23 protein-coding genes are annotated in these 22,597 nt (G+C 71.0%); 13 read left to right on the top strand and 10 right to left on the bottom strand.

Translation table 11 applies throughout. The annotated features are described in order from the left end of the window. Positions 1 to 17 precede the first annotated feature (17 nt). Positions 18 to 551 carry a hypothetical protein gene (locus tag IG94_RS0120285; RefSeq protein ID WP_031038639.1) on the top strand — a complete coding sequence of 178 codons (534 nt, stop codon included), beginning with the start codon at positions 18 to 20 and terminating at the stop codon, positions 549 to 551. Positions 552 to 693: 142 nt separating this feature from the next. Then, entirely contained in the window at positions 694 to 891 is a 198-nt protein-coding gene (locus tag IG94_RS0120280) for a hypothetical protein (RefSeq protein ID WP_003972591.1), read from the top strand. Between the two features lie 48 nt (positions 892 to 939). Here IG94_RS0120280 and IG94_RS0120275 read toward each other — a convergent pair whose 3' ends face one another. Further along, positions 940 to 2,349, bottom strand: a complete 1,410-nt coding sequence (locus IG94_RS0120275) for a DUF2252 domain-containing protein (RefSeq protein ID WP_031038629.1) — start codon at positions 2,347 to 2,349, stop codon at positions 940 to 942. After that, on the bottom strand, positions 2,346 to 2,978 hold the full coding sequence (locus IG94_RS0120270) for a potassium channel family protein (RefSeq protein ID WP_031038626.1): 633 nt from the start codon (positions 2,976 to 2,978) through the stop codon (positions 2,346 to 2,348). The genes IG94_RS0120275 and IG94_RS0120270 overlap by 4 nt, the downstream gene beginning before the upstream one ends. Positions 2,979 to 3,192: 214 nt before the next feature. On the opposite strand from IG94_RS0120270, the gene IG94_RS38750 reads away from it, so the two are divergent. Genes IG94_RS38750 through IG94_RS0120240 form a run of 6 tightly spaced genes read left to right on the top strand, consistent with a single transcriptional unit; the run spans position 3,193 to position 8,004 of the window. Next, the gene (locus IG94_RS38750; protein ID WP_052410772.1) at positions 3,193 to 3,849 is read left to right on the top strand and encodes an HdeD family acid-resistance protein; all 657 of its coding nucleotides are present in this window, start codon (positions 3,193 to 3,195) and stop codon (positions 3,847 to 3,849) included. Between the two features lie 25 nt (positions 3,850 to 3,874). Next, positions 3,875 to 5,239, top strand: coding sequence for a hypothetical protein (locus tag IG94_RS43165; protein ID WP_031038619.1), 1,365 nt, complete (start codon positions 3,875 to 3,877; stop codon positions 5,237 to 5,239). Positions 5,240 to 5,290: 51 nt separating this feature from the next. Then, positions 5,291 to 5,764 (top strand): SHOCT domain-containing protein, encoded by a 474-nt coding sequence (locus tag IG94_RS0120255; protein WP_031038615.1) that lies wholly within the window; start codon positions 5,291 to 5,293, stop codon positions 5,762 to 5,764. 30 nt (positions 5,765 to 5,794) lie between these two features. Beyond that, positions 5,795 to 6,241 (top strand): DUF7144 family membrane protein, encoded by a 447-nt coding sequence (locus tag IG94_RS0120250; protein ID WP_031038612.1) that lies wholly within the window; start codon positions 5,795 to 5,797, stop codon positions 6,239 to 6,241. 27 nt (positions 6,242 to 6,268) lie between these two features. After that, complete coding sequence (locus IG94_RS0120245) at positions 6,269 to 7,744, top strand: diacylglycerol/lipid kinase family protein (RefSeq protein WP_031038608.1); 1,476 nt, start codon at positions 6,269 to 6,271, stop codon at positions 7,742 to 7,744. Further along, complete coding sequence (locus IG94_RS0120240; protein ID WP_031038606.1) at positions 7,741 to 8,004, top strand: hypothetical protein; 264 nt, start codon at positions 7,741 to 7,743, stop codon at positions 8,002 to 8,004. Before IG94_RS0120245 ends, IG94_RS0120240 begins: the two co-directional genes overlap by 4 nt. 224 nt (positions 8,005 to 8,228) lie before the next feature. Here IG94_RS0120240 and IG94_RS0120235 read toward each other — a convergent pair whose 3' ends face one another. Continuing rightward, positions 8,229 to 8,939, bottom strand: a complete 711-nt coding sequence (locus tag IG94_RS0120235) for an HAD family hydrolase (RefSeq protein ID WP_031038603.1) — start codon at positions 8,937 to 8,939, stop codon at positions 8,229 to 8,231. A gap of 393 nt (positions 8,940 to 9,332) precedes the next feature. On the opposite strand from IG94_RS0120235, the gene IG94_RS0120230 reads away from it, so the two are divergent. Then, complete coding sequence (locus tag IG94_RS0120230; RefSeq protein WP_031038600.1) at positions 9,333 to 9,992, top strand: ScbR family autoregulator-binding transcription factor; 660 nt, start codon at positions 9,333 to 9,335, stop codon at positions 9,990 to 9,992. 73 nt (positions 9,993 to 10,065) lie between these two features. On the opposite strand, the gene IG94_RS0120225 is transcribed toward IG94_RS0120230, so the two are convergent. Then, entirely contained in the window at positions 10,066 to 11,805 is a 1,740-nt protein-coding gene (locus tag IG94_RS0120225) for an AIPR family protein (protein WP_031038596.1), read from the bottom strand. A 1,184-nt stretch (positions 11,806 to 12,989) separates the two neighbouring features. Beyond that, on the bottom strand, positions 12,990 to 13,955 hold the full coding sequence (locus IG94_RS0120220) for a pirin family protein (RefSeq protein ID WP_031038593.1): 966 nt from the start codon (positions 13,953 to 13,955) through the stop codon (positions 12,990 to 12,992). 160 nt (positions 13,956 to 14,115) lie between these two features. Here IG94_RS0120220 and IG94_RS0120215 point away from each other — a divergent pair, with 160 nt between their 5' ends. Then, entirely contained in the window at positions 14,116 to 14,463 is a 348-nt protein-coding gene (locus tag IG94_RS0120215; protein WP_031038590.1) for a tetratricopeptide repeat protein, read from the top strand. A gap of 80 nt (positions 14,464 to 14,543) precedes the next feature. On the opposite strand, the gene IG94_RS0120210 is transcribed toward IG94_RS0120215, so the two are convergent. Further along, entirely contained in the window at positions 14,544 to 15,965 is a 1,422-nt protein-coding gene (locus IG94_RS0120210; protein WP_031038587.1) for a PepSY-associated TM helix domain-containing protein, read from the bottom strand. Positions 15,966 to 16,107: 142 nt separating this feature from the next. Between IG94_RS0120210 and IG94_RS0120205 the strand changes: the two genes are divergently transcribed. Next, positions 16,108 to 16,818 (top strand): peptide deformylase, encoded by a 711-nt coding sequence (locus IG94_RS0120205; protein ID WP_224326308.1) that lies wholly within the window; start codon positions 16,108 to 16,110, stop codon positions 16,816 to 16,818. Positions 16,819 to 16,983: 165 nt separating this feature from the next. Here the strand turns inward: IG94_RS0120205 and IG94_RS0120200 are convergent, their stop codons facing one another. Then, a complete protein-coding gene (locus IG94_RS0120200) occupies positions 16,984 to 18,420 on the bottom strand; it encodes a dihydrolipoyl dehydrogenase family protein (RefSeq protein ID WP_031038582.1) in 1,437 nt (478 codons plus the stop codon). A gap of 120 nt (positions 18,421 to 18,540) precedes the next feature. Between IG94_RS0120200 and trxA the strand changes: the two genes are divergently transcribed. Then, a complete protein-coding gene (gene trxA, locus IG94_RS0120195; protein WP_031038579.1) occupies positions 18,541 to 18,930 on the top strand; it encodes a thioredoxin in 390 nt (129 codons plus the stop codon). Positions 18,931 to 18,979: 49 nt separating this feature from the next. Here the strand turns inward: trxA and IG94_RS0120190 are convergent, their stop codons facing one another. Then, on the bottom strand, positions 18,980 to 20,014 hold the full coding sequence (locus tag IG94_RS0120190; protein WP_078535945.1) for a LacI family DNA-binding transcriptional regulator: 1,035 nt from the start codon (positions 20,012 to 20,014) through the stop codon (positions 18,980 to 18,982). 97 nt (positions 20,015 to 20,111) lie between these two features. Next, positions 20,112 to 20,780, bottom strand: coding sequence for a TetR/AcrR family transcriptional regulator (locus IG94_RS0120185; RefSeq protein WP_043484113.1), 669 nt, complete (start codon positions 20,778 to 20,780; stop codon positions 20,112 to 20,114). A gap of 158 nt (positions 20,781 to 20,938) precedes the next feature. On the opposite strand from IG94_RS0120185, the gene IG94_RS0120180 reads away from it, so the two are divergent. Continuing rightward, a complete protein-coding gene (locus IG94_RS0120180; RefSeq protein ID WP_031038573.1) occupies positions 20,939 to 21,502 on the top strand; it encodes an NAD(P)H-dependent oxidoreductase in 564 nt (187 codons plus the stop codon). Between the two features lie 74 nt (positions 21,503 to 21,576). Here the strand turns inward: IG94_RS0120180 and IG94_RS0120175 are convergent, their stop codons facing one another. Then, a complete protein-coding gene (locus tag IG94_RS0120175) occupies positions 21,577 to 22,482 on the bottom strand; it encodes a LysR family transcriptional regulator (RefSeq protein WP_031038570.1) in 906 nt (301 codons plus the stop codon). Positions 22,483 to 22,597: the final 115 nt, after the last annotated feature.

Below are 22,597 nucleotides of genomic sequence, written 5' to 3'. Positions count from 1 at the left end.
ACTCGAAGGAGACACAGGTGACCGCGGGCGAGACCGGGACAGGGCGATCCACGGACCGGCGGGAGCGGCGGGCCGCGCACCGGGCCCACGCGGACTACACCGGCGGTGTCTACGGGTCCATGCTCGCGGCCTCCGTCGTGATCGGCGCCGGCGCCCTGGGCTCGTTCCCCCGCGCCGAACTGGTTCTGCTGCTGTTGCTCACCAGCCTGGTGTTCTGGATCGCCCACGTCCACGCCGAACTGTTCGGTGCGCGTCTGGCGCGGCGCCCTCCGGACCGGCGGGTGATCCTGCGGGTGTGCCGCGAGGAGTGGCCCATCGTGAAGGCCGCCGTGCCTCCGGCCGCGGCGATCGCCGTCAGCCCCGTGCTGGGGCTGGACGTCCAGGGCACCCTGTGGCTGGCGCTGTCCGTCGCCGTCACCGGGCAGGTGGGCTGGTCCCTCGCCGCGGCACACCGCGCGGGCGCCCCACTGCGGCTGATGGCCACCACGGCGACGGTCAATGTACTGCTCGGTCTGGCGATCGTCGTCGTCAAGATCGCAGTGACGCACTGAAAGGCACTGGCACTGCGGCCGGAGTCACCTGTACCGGGTGAGGGCGCCGGGGGGTGAGAAGGCGCAGGATCGTCGCACAGAACAATGTCCGCCCCGGAGCCCCGGACGGTGTCCCGAGCCCCGTCCGGTGGAGGGACCGCTCGTGCGCTACGAGATCCGCATCGAGGGACACCTGTCGGAGACGCTGGCCAACGCGTTCCCGGAGCTGGAGCACGTCGTCATGTCCGGCCAGACCGTTCTGTTCGGCACGGTGATCGACGAGGCCCATTTGTACGGGCTGCTCACCCGCTGCCAGTCACTGGGACTGCGCGTCATGGAGATGCGGCAACTCCCGGAATGACGCCCGCGGACGGTGTGCGTCGGCCCGCTCGTCGTTCCACGGCCGGCCTCACACCCGGGCGGCCGTGATCCGGCCGGAGCGGCAGGCCGCCGTCAGGGCTTCGTGGTCGCGTTCGTTCTGGTCGGCGTAGGCGTGGGCGAACTCGGTGAGCGCGCGGTCGAAGCGGTCGCTGCCACCCAGGTACGCCGCGAGCGCGATGGGGTCGCCGGAGCGGGCGTGGGCTCTGGCCAGGCAGGCTCCACACAGCCGGGCGAAGCGGGAGAGCAGGTCGGGTCCCATGGTCTCTGGTCGCGCGATGCCCTTCCAGTCCCACAGTTGACGCACGTAGAAGTCCCGACCCTTCCCGTCGAGGCCGGTGACGTGCGTCCAGCCGAGGAAGATGTCGCTGGTTGTCTGGATCAGGCGTTGGCCGGTCACGACCCGGCGGCCCTGGTTCGCGTGGCGTTCGCCGCCCGTGTGGGCCGCCAGCACCGATTCCGAGGCTTCCTTGGCCTGGAGCAGCAGGGGGTCGTCGTCGTCCCTGCCGAGCAGGAGCAGTACCCAGCAGCGGGTTCCTACGCTGCCGACGCCGACCACTTTGCGGGCCATGTCCACGAGCCGGTAGTGGCGCAGCAGGTGCCGGCGCTCGGGCGGCAGTGACCGTGCGTAGCCCTTCACGACGGACCGCAGTTCCTCCTCCCGTCCGGCTTCGGCAGGGTCGGTGAGCAGATCGGCGAGCGGGGTGATCAGCGGCGGGTCGGGGGTGATGCGCCGGCCTTCGGCCGTGACGCGGGTGAGTTTCGCGAACGCTCGCATGTGGGTGCGTGTACGGGCCTTCACAGCCGCGATCCTGAGCCGGTGCTCCGCTTCCCCCGCGGCCTCCGTCGCCAGCAGTCGCCGTACGTGGTCGGCGTCGTCCTGGGCGTACCAGATGTCCAGGGTCGGCATGCCGGCGAATCCCCGCATGCGCTGCCGGTAGGCCCGCACACAGGCCCGTACGGTGCGGTCCTGTTCCGTGGACGAGAAGCCGTTCGACCGGGCCGCGATCACGAACCCGGCCGCAAGACGTTTGACATCCCATTCGAAGGGACCTGGCAGCGTCTCGTCGAAGTCGTTGATGTCGAAGACCAGGCGGCGCTCCGGTGAGGCCAGAAGCCGGAAATTCAACGGGTGTGCGTCCCCGCACAGTTGCACCTGGAGTCCGCTGCCGGGAAGGGGCGCCAGGTCCGCCGCCATGATCGCTGCCGCGCCGCGGTAGAAGCGGAACGGCGACTCCAGCATACGGCCGTAGCGGATGGGCACCAGGGCCGGGACACGCTCGCCGGACTGGCGCTCCAGCAGGTCGACCGGATCGCCTCGTCGTTGTCCCGTCTCGTACCAGCCGTGACACGAACGCGAGGCCCGCTTACGGGCCTTCCTGCCGTACGCGGCTCGCTCGGCGGGTGGCAGGGAGGCGGTGAAGACGCTGGGTATCGTCATGGTCCGGCCTCCGGTTCTTCCACGGACCCGGCTGCGGAACGCGGCGGCGCCGTCGCCCCTCGGCGCTGGCGGTTCAGTCCTGCCTGCACCGCGCTCGCCAGGATCCGGGCGGCGACACCGACCAGCAGCAGCCCTCCCGTCATCTGGGCCATCGTGAGCACTCGCCCGGTCTGGGAGCGTGCCGTGATGTCGCCGAAGCCGACGGTGGCGAAGGTGGTCAGGGTGAAGTACAGCGCGTCCGTCCTGTTCAGCGGCTCGCTGAACGAGCCGGGCGCGGAGCGCTCCAGCAGGTAGTAGGAGCCGGCGAAGAGGACCAGAAAGAGCACCAGGGTCGCGGCCAGGCCCTCGATGGCTCGCAGACGCGGATGAGGGGAACGTGCGATGGCCCGCACTTCCCAGCAGAACACCAGGAGGACCGCGAGCAGGCCGCACACCAGCAGCACCGCTGTACCGGCCGTGAGCCGCTCGTCCAGCGGCAGCAGGTAGTAGGCGGTGACGAGCCCGACGGCGACGGACACAGCGCGCACGACCGTGATCGCCCCGGCGGCTCGGCGAGAACGGTGCCCGCCACGTGGGGGCGGTCCTGACGAGGTGCGGCCCTTGCCGCCTCCTGAGGTGGTATCGCTCATTTCACGTCTCTTCGTCTCGTCCGGGCCCGGTGGACAGGTGTTCCCGAATCCCACCTCACTGCCACGCCGTCAGGCCGGGATCACCCCTGACGGGTGATCCCGGCCCTCGGTGCCGGCCCCGACCCTGAAACGGACACCTATCAGTCCTGCGGTGCTCACGGGCTGTCCCCACCGGGCGGCCCGGCGGCGACCGGCCGGTCCACGAGGAGGCGCCATGACCGTGCCCCGAGATGCGGGACCCCCGGGCCGGGGTGGCGGGTCCGGCGGGGCGGTCCCCGGAGCCATGGACGACCCTGCGCACGTCCTCACCCGGCTCGGCCGGTCCTGGACCTGGCTCATGGGATCGGCCGTCGCCACGCTGGTCCCCGGCGTCCTGGTCCTGGTCTGGCCGGAGGCGACCCTGCACGTCCTGGCCGTCCTCGTCGGCCTGTACCTGCTGCTGACCGGTGTGTTCCGGTTCGTAGCCGTCTTCGCGCGGGAGGGACACGAGCGGCTGCCCGGGCTTCTGCTGACCGTGCTGTACCTGCTGGCCGGGGTGCTGTGTCTGCGCAACCCGCTGCAGACCATCGCCGCGCTGTCACTGATCGTCGGCATGGTCTGGCTGGTGTCCGGCATCCTCACCCTCTACACCGCCCTGGTCACCCAGAATCTGCCGCACCGCGGCCTGGTCATGGGGATGGCGGTACTGGCGGTCGTCGCCGGGATCGTCGTCCTCGCGCTGCCCGCGGAGTCGGCCCGTGCCCTGACCCGGCTTCTCGGCCTGTGGCTGGTCCTGCTGGGGCTGGCCGAGGCGGTGGCCGCCCTGGGGTGGCGGTCCGCGCTGCGCGGGGCACGCCCGCCGAAGGCAGGAACGCCCGCAGCCATGACCTGACCACGGGCCGGTGGAAGGAACATCGATGGCCCCGAGCACCCCGGCCGGAGCGCCCGGCTCCGGCGGGCCTGGCGACCGCTCCCCCGCCCTGTCGGCCGGTGAGCGGGCGGAGTACGAGCTTCTGCGCCGGCAGGCGTCGGTACGCCACCGGCGGGCCCGCGTGGCCGGCTCCTCGGTCCTTCTCCTGCTGACTCTGTTGCTCGCCCCCTTGGCCGTGGTCGCGGCCTGGGTGCAAGACACCGTCTCCGACACCGACCGGTACGTGGCGACCGTGGCGCCGCTGGCGTCCGCGCCGGCCGTGCAGGACGCCTTGACCGACCGGCTCACCGACCGGGTGGTGGCACAGGTGGACGTGAAGGCGGTGACCGACTCGCTCGCTGCCACGCTCCGGGAGGCCGGGGCACCGCCCCGCATCGTGGACGGCGCCGAGTCCCTGGAAGCCCCACTGCGCGACGCCGTACGGTCCACCGCCGAGGCCACCGTCAGCGGCGTGGTCACCAGCGATGTCTTCCGGCGAGCGTGGGAGGGGGCCAACCAGCGGTCGCACGCCGCGGTGGTACACATGCTCACCGGTGAAGGGCGGGGTGCTCTGAGTATCGGGGAGGGCTCCGTCCTGCTGAACGTGGGGGAGGTCGTCGATCAAGTACAGGCGCGGCTGGCCGACGCGGGCTTCGACAAGGCCGCCGCCGCGATCCCGGACAGCGACCGGACGGTCACGCTGTTCGAGTCGGAGCAGCTGGGCAAGGCGCAGGACTTGATGCGGCTGCTGAACGTCGTCGGCGTCTGGCTGCCCGTGCTGACCACCGTCCTGGCCGCGCTCGCCGTGTGGACCGCACCCGCCCACCGTGTGATGCTGATGGCCACCGCGACCGGTGTCGGGGCGATGATGGCGCTGCTGCTCGTGGCCCTGGCGGTGGTGCGCGGGGCCTACCTGGACTCGGTACCGCCCGCGACGCTGCCGCCCGACGCGGCGGCGACCGTCTACGACACGTTCGTCCGGTTCCTGCACGACAGCACCCGCACGCTGCTGGTCGTCGCGGTGGTCACCGCGCTGGCCGCGTACCTGTACGGGCCCGGGCGCGCCGCCCGTGCCGCCCGAGGGGCGGCCGTACGTGCCACGGCCGCCGCCGGCCGGGCCCTGCACCGAAGTGGTGTGGACACCGGGTCCACGGGACGTCTGCTGGCGAAGCACCGGACGTGGGCCACCGGCGCCGTCCTCACGGCGGGAGCGTTGACCTTGTTGCTCTGGAACGACACCACGGTCACCACGGTGGCGCTCGTCCTCGGGATCACCTCAGCCGCCCTGATCGTCATGGCGGTCCTGGCGGCAGCCGCGGGACCTGCGGCCAGCTCACCCGTGCCGGGTGATGCCGGGCGCCGAGCTCCATGACCACCCTGAGGTCGGTACGCAACGACGGCCCGCCCGGGACGGAGGACGGACATGAACGCGCAGACCTACCTGGCGTACGACTACCCCTTGCTCAACATGTTCTGGACGATGCTTCTGGTCTTCCTGTGGATCATGTGGTTCGTCCTGCTCTTCCGGGTCATCGGTGACATCTTCCGCGACGACCGGCTGAGTGGCTGGGCCAAGGCCGGCTGGCTGGTGTTCTGCCTCCTCCTGCCCTTCCTCGGCGTATTCGTCTACGTCGTCGCACGCGGGAAGAACATGGGCCGCCGGGAGACGGAACACGCCCGCGCGCGCCAGGAGGAGTTCAACGCCTACATCAGGAAGACCGCGAGCGACGGACAGCGCTCCAGCGTCGACGAACTGGCCCGGCTCTCCGAGATCCGCGATCAGGGTGCCATCACGGACGAGGAGTTCCGCAGGGCGAAGGAACTGGTCCTGAGCGGCCACAGCCCGGCGGAACACGCGGGCCAGGCCCCCACCGCATCCAGCTCTTCCACCCGCTGACCATCCGCACGCCACGAATCGAGGCGCACGATGACCGCCACACACACCCGGCCGACGCACTCGTCGAGGCAGGCGTGGGCGACCGGCCTGACCGTCTTCGCCGCCGTCATGCTCCTGCTCGTCGGCCTTCTCGACATCCTCCGGGGCATCATGGCCATCGCCGAGGACGAGGTCTTCGTCACCACACCCGACTACATCTTCCAGTTCGACCTCACCAGCTGGGGCTGGATCCACCTCGTCCTGGGCATACTCGCCGTGATCATCAGCGCTGGGCTGCTCAAGATCGCGACGTGGGCGCGCGTGTCCGGCGTGGTCATCGCCGCACTCGTGATCCTCGCCAACTTCCTCTCCATGCCGTACTACCCGCTGTGGTCCGTCGTGATGATCACCATGTCGGGCTTCATCATCTGGGCCCTCAGCGTGATCAAGCCCGGCGGCAACCTCTACGACCTGTCCGGGGAACGCAGCCCTGACTAGACGTGTGACAGAGCGGAAGACCAACACGTGGGTGCACGAGGCGCGGACACGAGCAGGCGGCGCGTAAGGGGCGTACCGCCCGGGGGCGAGGGCGGCACCGCTCTCGCCCGCCTCGCCCTGCTGGCTCTGTCGGCCTGCATCCTGGTGCCGCTCGTCACCGCCGGGCTGCGCAGCGTGGTGTGGGCTTTGACAGGCATCGCGGGACTCGCGCTCGCGGCCGTCGGCGTGTGGTGGGCCCTGGCCCATACCGGTGTCGCCCGCATCATCGGAACAGCACTCTCGGTGGCCGCGCCGCTCACCGTCCTCGCGCTCTGCGCCGCGGCCGGCCTGCTGGGGGCCGCCCTGCTGTCGTTGGGCCTTTGGGTACTGGCCGTCGTCGCGGCGCGCTGGGCCCTGGCCCCTGCTCCCGCCCTCTACGAAGAGGTCGCCGGAACGCCCCGCCGCCCCTGGGTGCTCATGAACCGCCGATCCGGCGGCGGCAAGGTGGACCGGTTCCACCTGGTGGACAGGGCACGGGCCGCAGGTTGCCGTGTGCACGTGCTCGACCCCGGTCAGGACGTCACCGCGCTGGCCCGGCAGGCCGTCGCCGACGGAGCGGACCTGCTGGGGGTGGCGGGCGGCGACGGCACCCAGGCTCTGGTCGCCGACGTCGCCGCCCGCCATGACGTGCCGTTCGCGGTGATCCCGGCCGGAACCCGCAACCACTTCGCCCTTGACCTCGGCCTCGACCGCGACGATCCGGTGGCGGCGCTGGAAGCCCTGACGGGAGGTGCGGAACTCCGCGTCGACCTGGCGTACGCCGCGGACCGCGTCTTCGTCAACAACGCCTCGTTCGGCACGTACGCGTCCGTCGTCAACGACCCCGCCTACCGGGGCGCGAAGGCCCGTACGATCCTGCAGAACCTCCCCAGACTGCTCACCGGCGAGGACGCGCCCGCCTTGCGGATGACAGCCGACGGACGACGCGTCACCGGCCTCAAGGCCGTGCTAGTCGGCAACAACTCCTACGGGCGCGCCATTGACGTAGCCCACCCGGGGCGCAGAGAGAGGCTGGACTCGGGGCTCCTGGGAGTGGTGTGCATCCGGGTCGGCAGCACCGCCGAAGCGGCACGCCTGGCGAGCCGGCCGCGCTCCGGCGGCCTCGTCCGGCTCAGCGCCGGCGAGGTCACCGTCGAGACCGACACCGCCACGATGCCGGTCGGTATCGACGGTGAACACGTCGTTCTGCCCTGTCCTGTGGTGTGCCGCAGCGCGCCCGGAGCCCTACGGGTGCGCGTGCCACGCCACCGCCCTGGTAGGCCGAAGCCCCGCGGGACAGCGTCCGACTGGCCTCGCGTGACCCGGCTGGCACTGGGACGACCGCCCCTGTGCCCGGAGCAACCGGACCTCGACGAAGGGACAGATGCGGAAACTCCCGCGACGGGCGCCACACCTTCAGTAGGGCCGTCCGTACACCGAAGCAACACCGATCGTAGGGGGAGCGAGATGGGGAGCACCTCATGACTCAGCCAAGCACAGAAAAGACGCACAGGTCGCTTCTTTCCCGCCCTGCCGTCCGCCGCCTCGTACCGTTCGCCCTGATCACTGCGATCGCTCTGGTCTTCATCTTCGAGAACCGGTCGAGCGTCGAGATCCGCCTCCTCATCCCCATGGTCACGATGCCCCTGTGGGGCGCCCTCCTGATCGCCTGGGCGCTTGGCGTCCTCGCCTGCGTCTTCACCGTGCGCCGACGGTCGAGCCGGCACTCACGACGACACGGCTGAGTGGTTCACGCCTACGCCTCAGGTGCAGCACGCGTCCGCATGGTTCTGCTGCCGGGAATTGCCGGGCCACAACAACCGGTAGTCGCCGCTGTCCTCTCCCCCAGAGGACGGTTGTGCAGACCGACGGCGCGGCGGTGTCATGGGTGCCTTCCGCACCACCAGGGTGTCGCCTTCTGCACCCACCCGGGGGTGAGCGCTTGGCGTCGTCGGACCGCGGCCGGCCCTCAAGGCGCTTGTGGCCCCCGCGAGCTGCCGAGCGCGTGGGCCCAGGCCAGCAGTTCGGGAGCGTCCAGTGACGGTAACCACCCGTCGGCCCGGGTGGCGCCGTCACCCTGCGGCCGGGGACCGACGCCCAGGACCCGCAGGCTTGCCCGGCGGGCCGCTTCCACACCGGTCAGGGAGTCCTCCACCGCCAGCGCCCGGTGCGGGGGGACACCGCAGAGCCGGGCCGCCACGGCGTACACGTCAGGATGCGGCTTGGGGCGCACCCGGTCCCCGGCGTCGGGGACGACGAGGTACTGGAAGTGCCCGAGCAGCCCGGCCCGCTCCAAGCTGCCCTCCACCACCACCCTCGGGCAGTTGCTGGCCACCGCCAGCGGCAGGCGGCCTGAGAGCAGCCGTACGAGCCGGACCGCACCCGGCATCGTCACCGGCTCGTCGGTGACCAGTGCCAGGAAGTGGTCGAGAAGCGCGGCTGTCAGGTTCTCGGCCAGTTCGGGTTTGTGCACGGACCGCGCCATGAGCCGGCCGCAGTCCTCGTAGTGCAGGCCAAGGGCCTGCTCCGCGAACCCGGGCGGTGGCTGAAGGCCGTGCTCCCGGAAGGCCCGGCTGCGAGCCTCCTGCCAGTGGCGTTCGCTGTCCATCAGGGTGCCGTCGCAGTCGAAGACAACGGCTTCGGGCGACCAGTCGAGCAGATCGTGGGCCGAGGTGGTCACTTGGGCCTCCCATGCTTTCGCATGTATGTGGCGTTCCCATCTCCGCAGAAAACGGAAAGATAGTTTCCGCTACGTTATTTCCGCCCAGGCAAATCGGGCAATAACCCTTTTCGGTGACTCGATGGGCGCCGGAAACAGACGGGTAGCTGTGCGGCGACCCGCCTCGCGCGGCCGTGGAGGACGTCAACGCCACGCGTCTGCCCGACGGTTGGCACGTTCGCTTGACCGTGCAAGGCCCGGAGCGTCGTGCCCCACTACCACTCGCGCGCGTTCGCATTCGAAAGAACTGTGTAATTTCCGTCCGAAAGTTCCCGTTGGGCTCCGGGCGTACGCTGGCGCACTAAGTTCGTGACTCGAAACCCGACATCAGAACAGACGAGGGCGGACGGAACGTTGCAGGAACGGGCGAAGGCAACCCGCAGATCACTGCTGGAAGCGGCAGCCCAACTGTTCGCCGAACACGGATACGCGGCCACCAGCGTCAACGACATAAGCGCGAGGTCGGGCCGGACCAGCGGCGCGGTCTACTTCCACTACACCAGCAAGGAAGGAATCGCCGTCGCCGTCGTTGAAAACCGGTTCGCCACCTGGCCCGAGCTCGCAGCACGCTATGGAGACGAGACCGTAACGCCGCTCGAACGACTCGTCACCCTCAGCTACGACATCGCCCACGCCCTCACCCAGGACCCCGTAGCGCGCGCCGGCGCCCGTCTATGGACCGAGCGCACCGTCATCAAAGCCCCCATCCCCGACCCATTCGCGCTCTGGACCGCCGCCACCACGCGACTGCTCGCGCAGGCCCGGCTGGCAGGGCACGTCAACGAGGGTGTCCGCCCCGCCCGCGCGGCCCGCACCCTGGTGCCCGCCTTCTTCGGCCTGTGCACCCTCACCGAGGCACTCGAGGGCACGACCGTCCTCGACGACCGCCTGACCGACTGGTGGTACCTGACCCTCAGGGGGTTCGTCGGGGACTGTGACGTTCTGGCACGAGTGGAGGCTGGCTCACCCGCCGCCGGACGCCAGACCCTGCCCTCGGTGACGCCTTATGACTAGACACCGGGCAGGGCCCCACCAGCCGATCTCATCATCGGCCGTGGGCAAGCCCGGCAGCTTTCCTGGTCGGCGCTCAGCCTTCGATGTGGTAGCGGCTCTGGGACACGACGGCTTGGCGGATCTTGGTGGTGAATTCGGGGGTCCGGGCGATCCGGTCAACGCCGCCGGCCTTGTTGCGGCGGAGGACGCTCTTGAAGCTCTGTTCCAGAGTGCCTGTCATGCGGAACATCAAGTCATCGCCGAGGTGCCCGGGGTCGATGTTGAGCAGGTCTCGCGGCGAAGGCTGCCGCAGCCGAGTGAGTGTGTAGGCGGACATGGCTGCCAGCGGGTAGAGCCAGTTCTCCAGCGAGTCACCCAGCAAGGGCCGATCTTCGGCATAGCCTGTGAGGAACGCGCGCAGCCTGGTGTGCACATCGAGGCACAAGGGGTAGATGTCCAGGTCGTGCCGAGGGGAGAAGATCTGCGCGTAGTGCTGGTCGTCGAGCAGTAGCGCGTCGGAGTGCCGCAGCGCGGTATGCGGTTCGCGCAGAACGAAGGCGGTGAACTCGCGGGCAAGTCTGGCCATACTGACGACCCGATCGAGGGGGAAGCCGAGGTTGCGGTAGTAGCTGGCTCGGCGCTCGTAGTAGTAGCCGCCCGCCTGGCCGAGGCTCTCCTCGATGTCTTTCTGAATGGACTCGGTGGCCCGCAATGCGCCGGCGGGCAACTGGGTCTGGCTGTTGGTCGCTCGGATGATGCGGTCGCGAGCCGTGCCGGACTCAGGCGCGACGACGATCTTGACAAGGAGGGACCGGTCGCGGTGCTGACCACCGTTCTGAATGTAGCTGTAGATCTCGTGGCTGGTCTGGAGCCCGTTGACGACCTGGGGCTCCTTGACCACGATTCGCTTGCCGGCGATCTGGGCAGCGTCCGCGACGACGGTGACACCGTTGTTGAACCACCAGAAGTCCTCGCCAGTCCCGGACTTCAGGGTTTCGCCGATGGCGTTGTTCACGGCCGTGGACCCCGCGTAGTCGCGCACGTTGGACTCGAACAGCTCCAACCGCAGGGCCTCGTTGTCGGACGTGATGAAGCGGTAGTACTCGTCAAGCCGCGCCAGACAAACATAGCCCTCGCCAAGCGATGTGCTCATCGGCGTTTCGGTGAACACTAGCTGCGCGACGGCTTTGGCTCCGCGGGCAGTCCGCTCGCGCAGGTCAGCGGCGTTGAGGTATTCCAGGTCGGCCCGGGTGTCGGATGTGATCTTCGCCAGCTGACGTCTGAGCCTGTCACCCTTGGCCTTGACGTTGGGGTGCGGTGTCTCTGCCGACTTGTTCGCATAAATGACCTTGATGCGAACTTGCGGGAAGGACGATGCCAGTTCTTCGAGGATATGAAGGAAGCGGCGCGTGCGTTCGAGCAGCTTGGCGTTGGTGTGGGCGACCAGGTCTTCCTCGTCCCGGCCCATGTCCAGCAGGGCGGGCAGATGAAAGTGCAGTTTCTCGATCACCGACTCCTGGTATCCCGAGGAGTTCTTCGCCTGCAAGATGACCAGCTCGATCTTGCCGGCACGTGACGGGAGAAACTGATGTGCATCAGCGGTGATGTAGCGCTCGTCCACGAAGGTCCAGATGCCGTCGATGCCGCAATCGTGCGCGCCGTCGACGATTCCGTCCGTAATCTCGTCGTTGTCCAGATCCCAGTCCTGCAGAGCCTTGTCCGCGGCGAAGAACGTGAAGAAGTCATCCCGGTTCTTGTCCGGCGCCAGCTTGCGATGCTGGTCCTCCAGAATGCGTTCCAACAACCGCTGATCATTGCTTTGCACCGACACCACGCAAGCCCCCCAACGTCACCTGTCAGTGAGATGTTGACAGGCCCGACCGGCTATGAACAGATCCCGCACAGAATGCCGAGCACCCCTCCCCGCGCCCCCGTAGACCGAACCAGCCGTGGACCAGGCTGCTCCCCGAGCCACCGGCGACCCTCACCCTCCCCGCGTCGGATGGTCGCTGGATGGTCGCGTGCACGGTCAGCCATCCGCGCGCCCTCGAGAGGACAGCCAGAGCCGGGACGCCGAGGCGTGAACTTTGCAGTAGCGGACAGTGCGCGCCGCAGTCGACCGCGCACAGTTCCCGGGCCGCACGCTGTGGCTCGACCCTGGACGCTTGCTGTCACCGCGTCCCCATCTCCGTACTCGGAGAGGAGGAGTCCCAAGTGAAAGGACGCTCACGACAGACGCAGAAGACCCGCCCGCTGAAGAGCTCTGCCGGACCACACCTGCGGAGCTTCTCGTCGAACGCCGCTATCACACGCCGGTCACCAACTGCGTCGACGTCCTCAGATCAAAACGGTGTGAGCTGGCCTTACACGGTCACTCTGGACTGACGTGGACGCCCGTAGACGGTCTCTACAACCTGTGCCATGTGGTACCACGGGGGTCGCTCGCCGGCACCACGGACTGCGGACCACATACCAAGATCCGGACCAGTCGCGGATCGACTCGGCTTCACAGCAGACCATTCCGCCCATTACCGCGGGTCAGAAGTGAAGGCCAGCGCGTACCACGAGCAGATGAAGAACCTGACAGTCACTCTCAGCCACATCTTCCTCGGATCGGACCGAGCACGCGCTGCCGACGGTCAGCGGCGACACCAGCGTCTTGTGGGGTCCCCACAAGACAGCAGCGCGAACAGCACTGTCCTTCTCCAACGCCCGACTCGATCTCCGGGCAGGTCAGCATTGCCCCGACCCCTACCAACCCTGCTGACACCCACGCGATCGCCGGAAATGGGCAAAGGGCCCTTCAACCTAAACTGACGGCACGTCAGCAAAGTCAGCATTGAGTCAGCAAGTGTCCTGCCACAGCTGCCCACAGACAGCCACACCATGGGATCGCCAACCACTCCGGCCTGAGGCCGGCGAGCTGTTCAGGAGCTTTCCAGCACGCGGACCGAAAGCAACGACGATTGCCGGCAGCCCACACCCCGGCGATCAGCAAAATCGACGCATTACCACAGGTCAGCGCGTCCTCCCGCGCGGTTTCAACGGCACCGGCGGCAGCGCCGGGGCGGGCAGTGGAGCCCCGTCGTAGCCCTTCACCTCGCCGAACCGTGTCCCTTCCATCCAGTCCCGGCGGGCCTGTACGATCTCCTCCTGGGAGCGCCCGATCCAGTTCCAGAACATGATCAGCTCCTCCTCGAACGGCTCTCCGCCCAGGAGCATCAGGCCCGCGTCCGAGTCGGCCCGCAGGGGCAGTTCGCCGCGGCCGCAGCCGAGGTAGAGCATCGAGCCCGGCACCAGGGGCACGCCGTCGACGTGGGCCTCGCCGGACATGGAGAGGACGGCGTACTCGAAGTCCCGTTCCAGTGGCAGGCGTACGTCCGTGCCGGCGGCAAGGGCCAGGTCGGCACCGACGAGGGGGGTGTACGTCGTGCCGGGTGACGTGGTGCCGTCGAGGGTGCCGAGGATCAGGGTGGCCGTCAGGCCGGGGGCCGTGACCAGGGGCAGCTCGGCGTGGTGCTCGAAGTGCGGGTCGGTGCGGCGGTGGGCGTCGGGGAGGGCGACCCAGAGCTGGGCGCCGTGGAGGTATCGGGCGTGGGAGCGCGGGCTCTCCTCGGAGTGGCTGATCGCGCGGCCGGAGGTCATCAGGCCCAGCTGGCGCGGGCGGATGGTCTGGAGGCTGCCGGTGGAGTCGCGGTGCAGTACCTCGCCCTCGTGCAGCCAGCTCACGGTCTGCAGGCCCATGTGCGGGTGCGGCGGCACCTGCATGCCGGGCTCGTCGGCGATGTCGTCGGGGCCGTAGTGGTCGACGAAGCACCAGGCGCCCACCATGCGGCGGCCCAGATTGGGCAGCAGCCGGCGGACCTCGGTGGACTCGCCCAGCTTGACGCTGCGAGGGCTCAGGAGTTCGCGCACGGGTTCCGCCACGACGAAGCCGCGGCCGCCGCACAGGCTGGGGACCGCCGCGCGGTCAAGGTTGCTCATGGCGCACAACCTAACCCCGCGCGGCCGCCCCCGTCAGACGGTCCCCCCGGCGTCACCTCCGCGAGGCGGATCGGTCGCCGGACGCCGCGGCGCGACACCCCGAGCGGTTGTGGAATGTTCAACCATCAGGCGTGGTTGAAGGCGCCGAAGGAGGCTGGAAGTGGACACGACGTACTACGAGCACGGAACGGCCGCGGAGCGCTGGGAGCGCGCGCGGATGTTCTTCGACGCCAAGGACTACGCCGCCGCGGCGCGCGTCCTGGACGGGCTGGTCGGGGAGGTGCCCGAGCAGACCGGGCCGCGGCTGCTGCTGGCGCGCGCCTACTACCACTCGGCCCAGCTGGGGCGGGCGGAGGCCGAACTGCGCACCCTCGTGGAGCGCGACCCCGTCGAGCAGTACGCCCGGCTGATGCTGGGCCGCACCCTCGAACGGCAGGGCCGGCAGGAGGAGGCCGACGCCCAGTTGCGGATCGCCTCGGCGCTGGCGGGCGACTTCGCCGGTCGCTGAGCCCTGAGGGCGCCGGTCCCCGCCGGGCGGCGTGGCGGTGCGCGCCGCCACGCCGCCGGGTGCCGTGCCTGCCGTGGCCGTCAGCGTCTGCCGGCCGCACCGCCCGCGTACGTCCGGCGGCCCCGCCGGTGGGCGATCTCGCCGAGCACGACGTCGAGGGCGATGAACGCGGCCAGTGGGATGCCAAGGAGCGGCAGGAAGTAGCCCAGGACGGCGATCGCCGCGAGCAGCGGGACCAGGAGCAGCGGCGGCACCTGCTGCCAGGCGCCGCGCGGGATCGGTCGGCCGAAGACGGAACCCCGGCCGCGCTGCCACCACATGCGGTAGCCCCAGAGGATGAGCAGGATCAGCGAGGCCGCCAGCAGCATCAGGGCGATCTGGTTGGGCAGGCCGAACAGGCTGCCGGTGTGCAGGTCGATGCCCCAGCGGCTGAGCTTGGCGAGCACCGGGTAGTCGGCGAACCGCAGGACGTCGGCGACCTCTCCCGTCGCCGGGTCCACGGCGACGGAGTCCTGCTTCTCGGGCCAGCTGCGCTGCACCTGCGCGACGACGTAGGCGGAGGAGGCGTCGGCGGGCGGGGTGATCTCCACCGGGTCGCCGAGTCCCTCGGCGCGGGCGGCGGCCAGGACCTTGTCCAGACCGACGCCGTGCGCGGCGTCCCCGCCGGCGCCCGCCGCGGCGCCGTGCCCGGCGTGCTCGCCTCCCCCGCTCACCGACGCGGACACGGACGGGGTGGTCTGCCCGAGCGAGACGCGCAGGTCCTCGATGTTGGCTCCGGCGTACGTCGACCACGTGAGGCCGGTCGCGGAGAGGAAGACGAAGCCGGCCGCGACCCAGGCGCCGACCGAGCCGTGCAGGCCCAGGGTGCGCCGACGGCCGGACGTGCCGCGCAGCTTGCGGCGGGCGCGGCGGCGGGAGAACCACAGCACGAGTCCGCCGCCCGCGATCACCCACAGCCAGCTGGCGGCGAACTCGCTGTACAGCCGCCCCGTTTCGCCCAGGTGCAGGTCGCGGTGGAACTCGTCGATCCAGGTGCGCAGCGGCAACGCGCCGCTGGAACCGTACTGTTCGAGGGCCCCGCGCACCTTCGCCGTGTACGGGTCGACGAAGACCGCGAGCGTGTGACCCTCGTCGATGCCTTCGACTCCGGACAGCATCACCCTGGTGGTGGCGTCGTCCGCGGGAGAGGGCCGTACGGCCGCGACACTGCCCTCGGGGTGCGCCTGCCGCGCGGCGGCGACCTGCTCGGAGATCGGCAGCTTGCGTTCACCGACGTCGGGGACGGTCAGCTCATGGGCGTAGACGATCTTCTCGGCCTGGAACGAGGCGGCGTACAGGAGGCCGGTCGTCGCCGCGACCAGCAGGAAGGGGGCCACGAAGAGGCCCGCGTAGAAGTGCAGGCGCAGGATCAGGGGGCGCAGGGTGGACCATCTGCCGGGTGGACGCGGCGGGCCGGCCGACCCTGATGCCTCGTCCGAGGTGGTCGGGGATGTGGTGGTCATCGGTGGGCGCTCCGGGGACGTGGTGAAAGAGGGGACGGTCCCAGTGGTCGGAGCGGAGCGGGCCTGAGTTCCCGGCAACACAAGTGGCGTGCGTCACAGTGGCGGTACGGGCAGGTCCGGTACGCCGTGGCATCCTGGCGCCATGGGAACTCCGAGTGACCGCGCCCCGCTTGCCGAGCGGGTCGAGGAACTGCTGGCCCTCGGCGGGCCGTTGCCGATCGTCGCGGCCGGCGAGCCGGTGCTTCGACGCGCGGCCGAGCCGTTCGACGGGCAGTTGGCGCCCGCGCTCCTCGCGCGGTTCGTGGCGGCGCTGCGGCTGACCATGCACGCGGCGCCCGGCGTGGGTCTGGCCGCTCCCCAGGTCGGGGTGGGGCTCAGGATCGCGGTGATCGAGGACCCGGCGCCGGTGCCCGAGGAGGTGCGGGCGGCGCGCGGGCGGGTGCCGCAGCCGTTCCGGGTACTGGTCAACCCGTCGTACGAGCCCGTGGGCGCCGCGCGGGCCGCGTTCTTCGAGGGCTGTCTGAGCGTGCCGGGCTGGCAGGCGGTGGTCGCGCGCCACGCCGAGGTACGGCTGCGGGCCCGGGACGAGCACGGGCGGGCGGTGGACGAGGTGTTCACGGGATGGCCGGCCCGGATCGTGCAGCACGAGACGGACCATCTGGACGGCACGCTGTACCTGGACCGGGCCGAGCTGCGCTCCCTGGCGTCGAACGCCTCGATGGCCGACCTGTGGTCCCAGCCGACGCCGGAGCGGGCGGCGTCGGCCCTCGGTTTCGAGCTGCCCGGACGGCCCGGACGGCCCGGACGGCCCGGACCGTCCGGCTCACCAGGGCTGCCCGGTTCGGCGTCCTGACGGACCGGGCCGGGCAGGACACCGGACCGGGCGCAGGCCGTGGGACCGGCCGGGCGCAGGCCGTGTGACGCCGGCCGCCGTGCGGTGCAGTCCGGCGCGCGGTCCGGCCGTCGGACCACGCCCGGTGACAACCGGCGACCGGCACCCAACGCCCGGCAGCGCCCCTCAGTTGTCCCGGTACGCCTCCAGCAGGCGCAGCCACACCTCGCTGATCGTCGGGTAGGACGGGACCGCGTGCCACAGGCGGCTGAGGGGGACCTGGCCGACGACGGCCACCGTCGCGGAGTGGATCAGCTCGCCGACGCCCGGGCCGACGAAGGTGACGCCCCGGACGATCTCGTCCTCCAGGTCGACGACCATGCGGGCCCGGCCCTTGTAGCCCTCGCCGTACAGGCTCGCGCCGGCCACCGTGGCCAGGTCGATGTCGACAGCCCTGACCCGGTGGCCGGCCTGCTCGGCCTCGGCGAGGGTGAGGCCGACGGACGCCGCCTCCGGGTCGGTGAACACGACCTGCGGTACGGCGTCGTGGTCGGCCGTCGCCGCGTGCGCGCCCCACGGGCCGGAATCGAGAGTCGGCGCCCCGGAGGCGCGGGCGGCGATGGCGGCGCCCGCGATGCGCGCCTGGTACTTGCCCTGGTGGGTGAGGAGGGCGCGGTGGTTGACGTCGCCGACGGCGTAGAGCCAGTCGTGGCCCTCGACCCGGAGGCTGTCGTCGACGGACAGCCAGGACCCCGGCTCCAGTCCGACGGTCTCCAGGCCGATGTCGCCGGTGCGGGGCGTGCGGCCGGTGGCGAAGAGGATCTCGTCGGCCTCGAAGCGGTCGCCGCTTGCGGTGACGGCGACGACGGTGCCGTTCTCGCGGGTGACGGACTCGACGGAGGTGTTGGTGCGCAGGTCCACTCCGGCGTCGGTGAGCGCCTCGGCGACCAGTTCTCCGGCGAAGGGCTCCATCCGGGCGAGCAGTCCGCCGTCGCCGCGCACCAGGAGCGTCACCTGCGAGCCCAGGGCCTGCCAGGCGGTGGCCATCTCGACGGCGACCACGCCGCCGCCGACCACGATCAGCCGGCCGGGCGCGCGCTCCGCGGCGGTGGCCTCGCGGCTGGTCCAGGGGCGGACGTCGGCGAGTCCGTCGAGCGGGGGCAGCGAGGCGCCGGTGCCGGTGCAGACGGCGACGGCGTGCCGGGCGGTCAGGACCCGGCGGGTGCCGTCCGGCGCGGCCACCTCCACGGTGCGCGGCCCGGCGAGTCGTCCCTGGCCGCGGTACAGGTCGGCCCCGATGCCCTCGATCCACCGGACCTGGCCGTCGTCCTTCCAGTGCGAGGTGTACTCGTCGCGGCGGGCCAGGACCCCCGCGGCGTCGAGCGGGCCGCTCACCGCCTCGGCGAGGCCCGGCAGGCGGCGGGCGTCGGCCCGGGCGATGACCGGGCGCAGCAGGGCCTTGCTCGGCATGCACGCCCAGTAGGAGCACTCGCCGCCGACCAGCTCGCTCTCCACGATCGCGGTGGACAGGCCGGCCGCGCGGGTGCGGTCGGCGACGTTCTCGCCGACGGGGCCCGCGCCGATCACGACGACGTCGTACGTGAGGGATTCCGATTGCGTCATGGGGCCAGTCTGCTGGGTGGTGTGCGACGGGGCCACATGGGTACGCGCGCGGAATACCCACCAGGTCGGCAGTGTTGTGCCGACGGCTTCTCCCCCGAAACCAGGAAGAGGGATCACCTCATGACCAGCACCGTGGAACTCACCAAGGAGAACTTCGACCAGACGGTCACGGACAACGAGTTCGTACTGATCGACTTCTGGGCGTCCTGGTGCGGTCCGTGCCGTCAGTTCGCCCCGGTCTACGAGAGGGCGGCGGAGGCCAACCCCGACCTGGTCTTCGGCAAGGTGGACACCGAGGCGCAGCAGGAGCTGGCGCAGGCCTTCGACATCAAGTCGATTCCGACGCTGATGATCGTCCGTGACCAGGTGGCCGTGTTCGCGCAGCCGGGCGCGCTGCCCGAGGAGGCGCTGACGGACGTGATCGGACAGGCCCGGAAGCTCGACATGGACGAGGTCCGCAAGGCCGTCGCCGAGCAGCAGGCGCAGGCCGCGGGTCAGGACGCCAAGTAGCACGCACCGGGTCGGGACGGGCGGGACCGGGCTCCGGGCCCGGAGCCCGTCAGCTCGATTCCCGGTGGACCACCGCCGCGCCCAGCACCTTGTGCCGCTCGGGCGCGGCGCCGGGGTCGTGCACGGCGCGGTCGACGAGCGCGGCGAGGTCGCGCCCCGAGGGCAGTTCGAGGTGGACGGTGCTCAGGCGGGGTCTGAGCAGGCGGCCGAGCATCAGGTCGTCGGCGCCGATCACGGCGGCGTCGCCGGGAATGGCGAGGCCCTCGTCCTGCAGGGCCCGCATCAGCAGCATCGCGTACTCGTCGTTGTACGTGAACACCGCGTCGAGGCCGAGGGAGGCCCAGCGGGCGGCCAGCCGGGCGGCATCGCGCTCCTCGTAGGCGAGGGGCAGTTCGGTGACGGCGGCGTCGGTGCCGTGCACCGCACGGCGGGCGCCGGCCAGGCGGGGCGCCGAGAAGGCGTCGAGGCCCTCCTCCGCGGGCACGACCACGCCGATGCGGCGGCGTCCGCGGTCGTAGAGGTGGCGGACCGCGCTGCGGCCCACGCGTTCCTGGTCCGCGAGCAGGGCGTGCGCGCCCTCGACGGCCTCCGGGCCCAGGGTGACGACCGCGCGGGCGCCCGAGCGCTTGAGGACCTCCACCCCCTGTGGCCCCAGGTCCGAGCCGGGTGCCAGGACGGCGACCGGGCGCAGCTCGGCCCAGGCGCGGGCGGCCTCGTCCCCGTGCAGGCCGACGGAGCCGTACTGCACCACGGTGTAGTCGAGACGGCCCAGGGCCCACTGGAGTTCGCTGAGGAAGCGGGTGTAGAGGGGTCCCGCGGCGAAGGACGGCGCGGGGGTCAGGACCATCCGGCTGTACCCGGCGCGCAGGGAGCGGGCGGCGGCGTGCGGCACGTAGCCGAGTTCGCGGGCGGCCTCGCGGACGCGGCGGCGGGTGGGTTCGCTGATCCGGACGGCGTCGGTGTTGTTCAGGACGTAGGACACGGTCGCGCGGGAGACCCCGGCCAGGCGGGCCACGTCGGCGCTGGTGGGCACGGAGCGCGGTAAGGGGGACTCGGAGGCGGACGGATTCGGTATCTGCACCATGACGTACGGCATCTTGGCAGAAGCCGGATACGGGGCAGCGGGCGGGGCAACGCCGCCCGGGGGAAGGTGAGTTCAGGCCCGCTGGGAGGAGAGCGGATCAGGCGGGCGGGTCCGTGCGGGTCACTCGCGCGACGAGGTCCAGCCAGCCGGCCCGCACGCGCTCGGGGGGCAGCCCGCACTGTTCGGTGAGGTGGTGGAGCAGGGCGGCGTCGAGGTAGGCCATCAGTGTGTGGGACAGCAGTTCGGTGTCGGCGTCCGGCACCGCCTCCCGCAGCAGCAGGGCCACGTGGGAGCGCAGGAATCGGCGGGGCGGGAAGGTGTGGCGGCGTTCGGCGCTGGGCTCGCCGGCCAGGAGCAGGTCGAGTTCGTCGATGGAGCGCCGCAGCAGCGCGCAGCCGAAGGCGCGCAGCCGTTCGACGGGCGGGGCACCGGGGCCCAGGGGAGGCGGGCCGCTCAGGATCGCGGCCTGGAACTTGCGCTCCGAGTGGTCGAGGAGGGCGGCCAGGAGTCCGGTGCGGTCGCCGAAGCGGCGGAAGACCGTGCCCTTTCCCACGGAGGCGGCGGCGGCGACGCCCTCCATGGTGAGTGCGGCCGCACCGTGCTCGGCGGCCAGTCGCCCCGCGGCGTCCAGCAGCCGGGCGCGGTTGCGCGCGGCGTCGGCGCGCAGGCAGGGCTCGTCCACCTCGGTCCCCGAGCCGACCTGCAGCAACTCAGGTGCGTCGAGGGCCTCTTGAGGTTTCGGGAACGGTGGCAGGGCGGCGGACATGAATCCAGCGTAAAGCATCGGGAAGAAAACTGGACCGCGGTCCGTTTGGGATGTTAGAAATTAAACGGACCTCGGTCCGGATCGTAACGGCAGTGTTTCGGCGCCGCCGTTCGCCTGCTGTTTCCGCATGGCCACCTGTTCTTGCATTGGGAGTACTCATGTCAGTCCGCATCCTTGCGCTCGTCGGCAGCCTTCGCGCCGGTTCGACCAACCGCCAGCTCGCCGAGGCGGCTGCCAGGCTCGCGCCGGAGGGTGCCGAGGTGCAGCTGTTCGAGGGGCTCGCCGACGTCCCCTTCTACAACGAGGACATCGACGTCGAGGGCAGCGTCCCGGCCGCCGCCGCCAAGCTCCGCGAGGCCGCGAAGGGCGCCCAGGCGTTCCTCCTCTTCTCGCCGGAGTACAACGGCACCATCCCGGCCGTCCTGAAGAACGCCATCGACTGGCTGTCCCGCCCCTACGGCGACGGCGCCTTCACCGGCAAGCCGGTCGCCGTGGTCGGCACCGCCTTCGGCCAGTACGGCGGCGTGTGGGCGCAGGACGAGGCCCGCAAGGCCGTGGGCATCGCCGGCGGCAAGGTGATCGAGGACCTCAAGCTGTCCATCCCCGGCTCGCTGACCCGCTTCGCCGAGACCCACCCGGCGGACGACGCCGAGGTCGCCGCGCAGCTGACCGAGGTCGTCGCGCGCCTGCACGGCCACGCCGACGAGGCCGTCGCCGCCTGACGCGCTTCCAGGACGACGCGGGACGGGACCGGGGCTCTGCCGAGCCCCGGTCCCGTCCCGCGTCAGGCCCCGCGTCAGGCCACCGCAGCCGCGGCCAGTGCGCGCAGTTCCTCCAGCGCCGCCGCGACCGCCGGACGCCGGTGGCCGCCGCTGCGGGTGCAGGTCAGCAACTTGCGGTGCGGCCGGTCGGCGCAGGGCACCCGGACGATCGGCAGCTCGGGGGTCAGCTGCGCCAACCGGGGTATCAGCGCGACGCCGAGCCCGTGGGAGACCAGGTGCGCGGTGACGTTCCAGTCGCACGCGTGGTGAACCACGTCGGGGGTGAACCCGGCGGCGCCGCACGCCGCCATCACGTGCGGACGGCAGGGACTCTTCGCCACCGGCGCGATCCAGGCCTCGTGCGCCACCTCGGCGAGGTCCGCCCCGTCCCGTCCGGCGAGCGGGTGGCCCTCGGGCACGACCAGGTCGAACGGGTCGTCCAGGAGCGGCCGCTGGTCGAAGCGCGCGTCGGCCGACGGCGGGTTGGCCGGGGTCGCCTCCACCACGGCCAGGTCGCTCTCCCCCTCGAAGAGCAGGTCGAAGCTCTCCGCCACCTCGACCTCCCGGATCCGCACCGACAGCCGCGGATGCCGCTCGCGCAGCCGCGCGGCCATCGGCGCCAGGAGCACCGCGACGGCGACCGGGAAGCCCGTCGCCCTGAGCGGCCCGGCGGGGTCCCCCTCGCCCGCCCGCAGATCCTGTTCGGCCTCGTCCCAGCGGGCCTCGATGGCGTCGGCGTGGGCGAGCAGGCTCTCGGCGGCCGGCGTGAGGCGCACCCCTCGCCCCTGCGGCTCCAGCAGATCCACGCCCAGGTCCCGGGCGAGCTGGCGGATCTGCTGGGAGGCGGCGGAGGGCGTGAAGTGCAGGGCGCGGGCCGCGGCGGTGACGGTGCCGTAGTGGGAGACGGCGCGGAGCACGTGCAGCCTGCGCAGATCAATCATGAAGCGCACGCTTCACGGTGAAGTCCGGAAAGTCAAACTGGACTTGAACGGATCTCCGGCCGCACTCTGTCTGTGGCGCCACCATGACCCAACGTGCGCACCAGCCGTCCGACGT

It is taken from the genome of Streptomyces olivaceus, from assembly GCF_000721235.1.
Classification (GTDB): Bacteria; Actinomycetota; Actinomycetes; order Streptomycetales; family Streptomycetaceae; genus Streptomyces; species Streptomyces olivaceus.
Note: the sequence above shows the minus strand (reverse complement) of the source record. Positions and strands in the feature narration are given on the sequence as shown.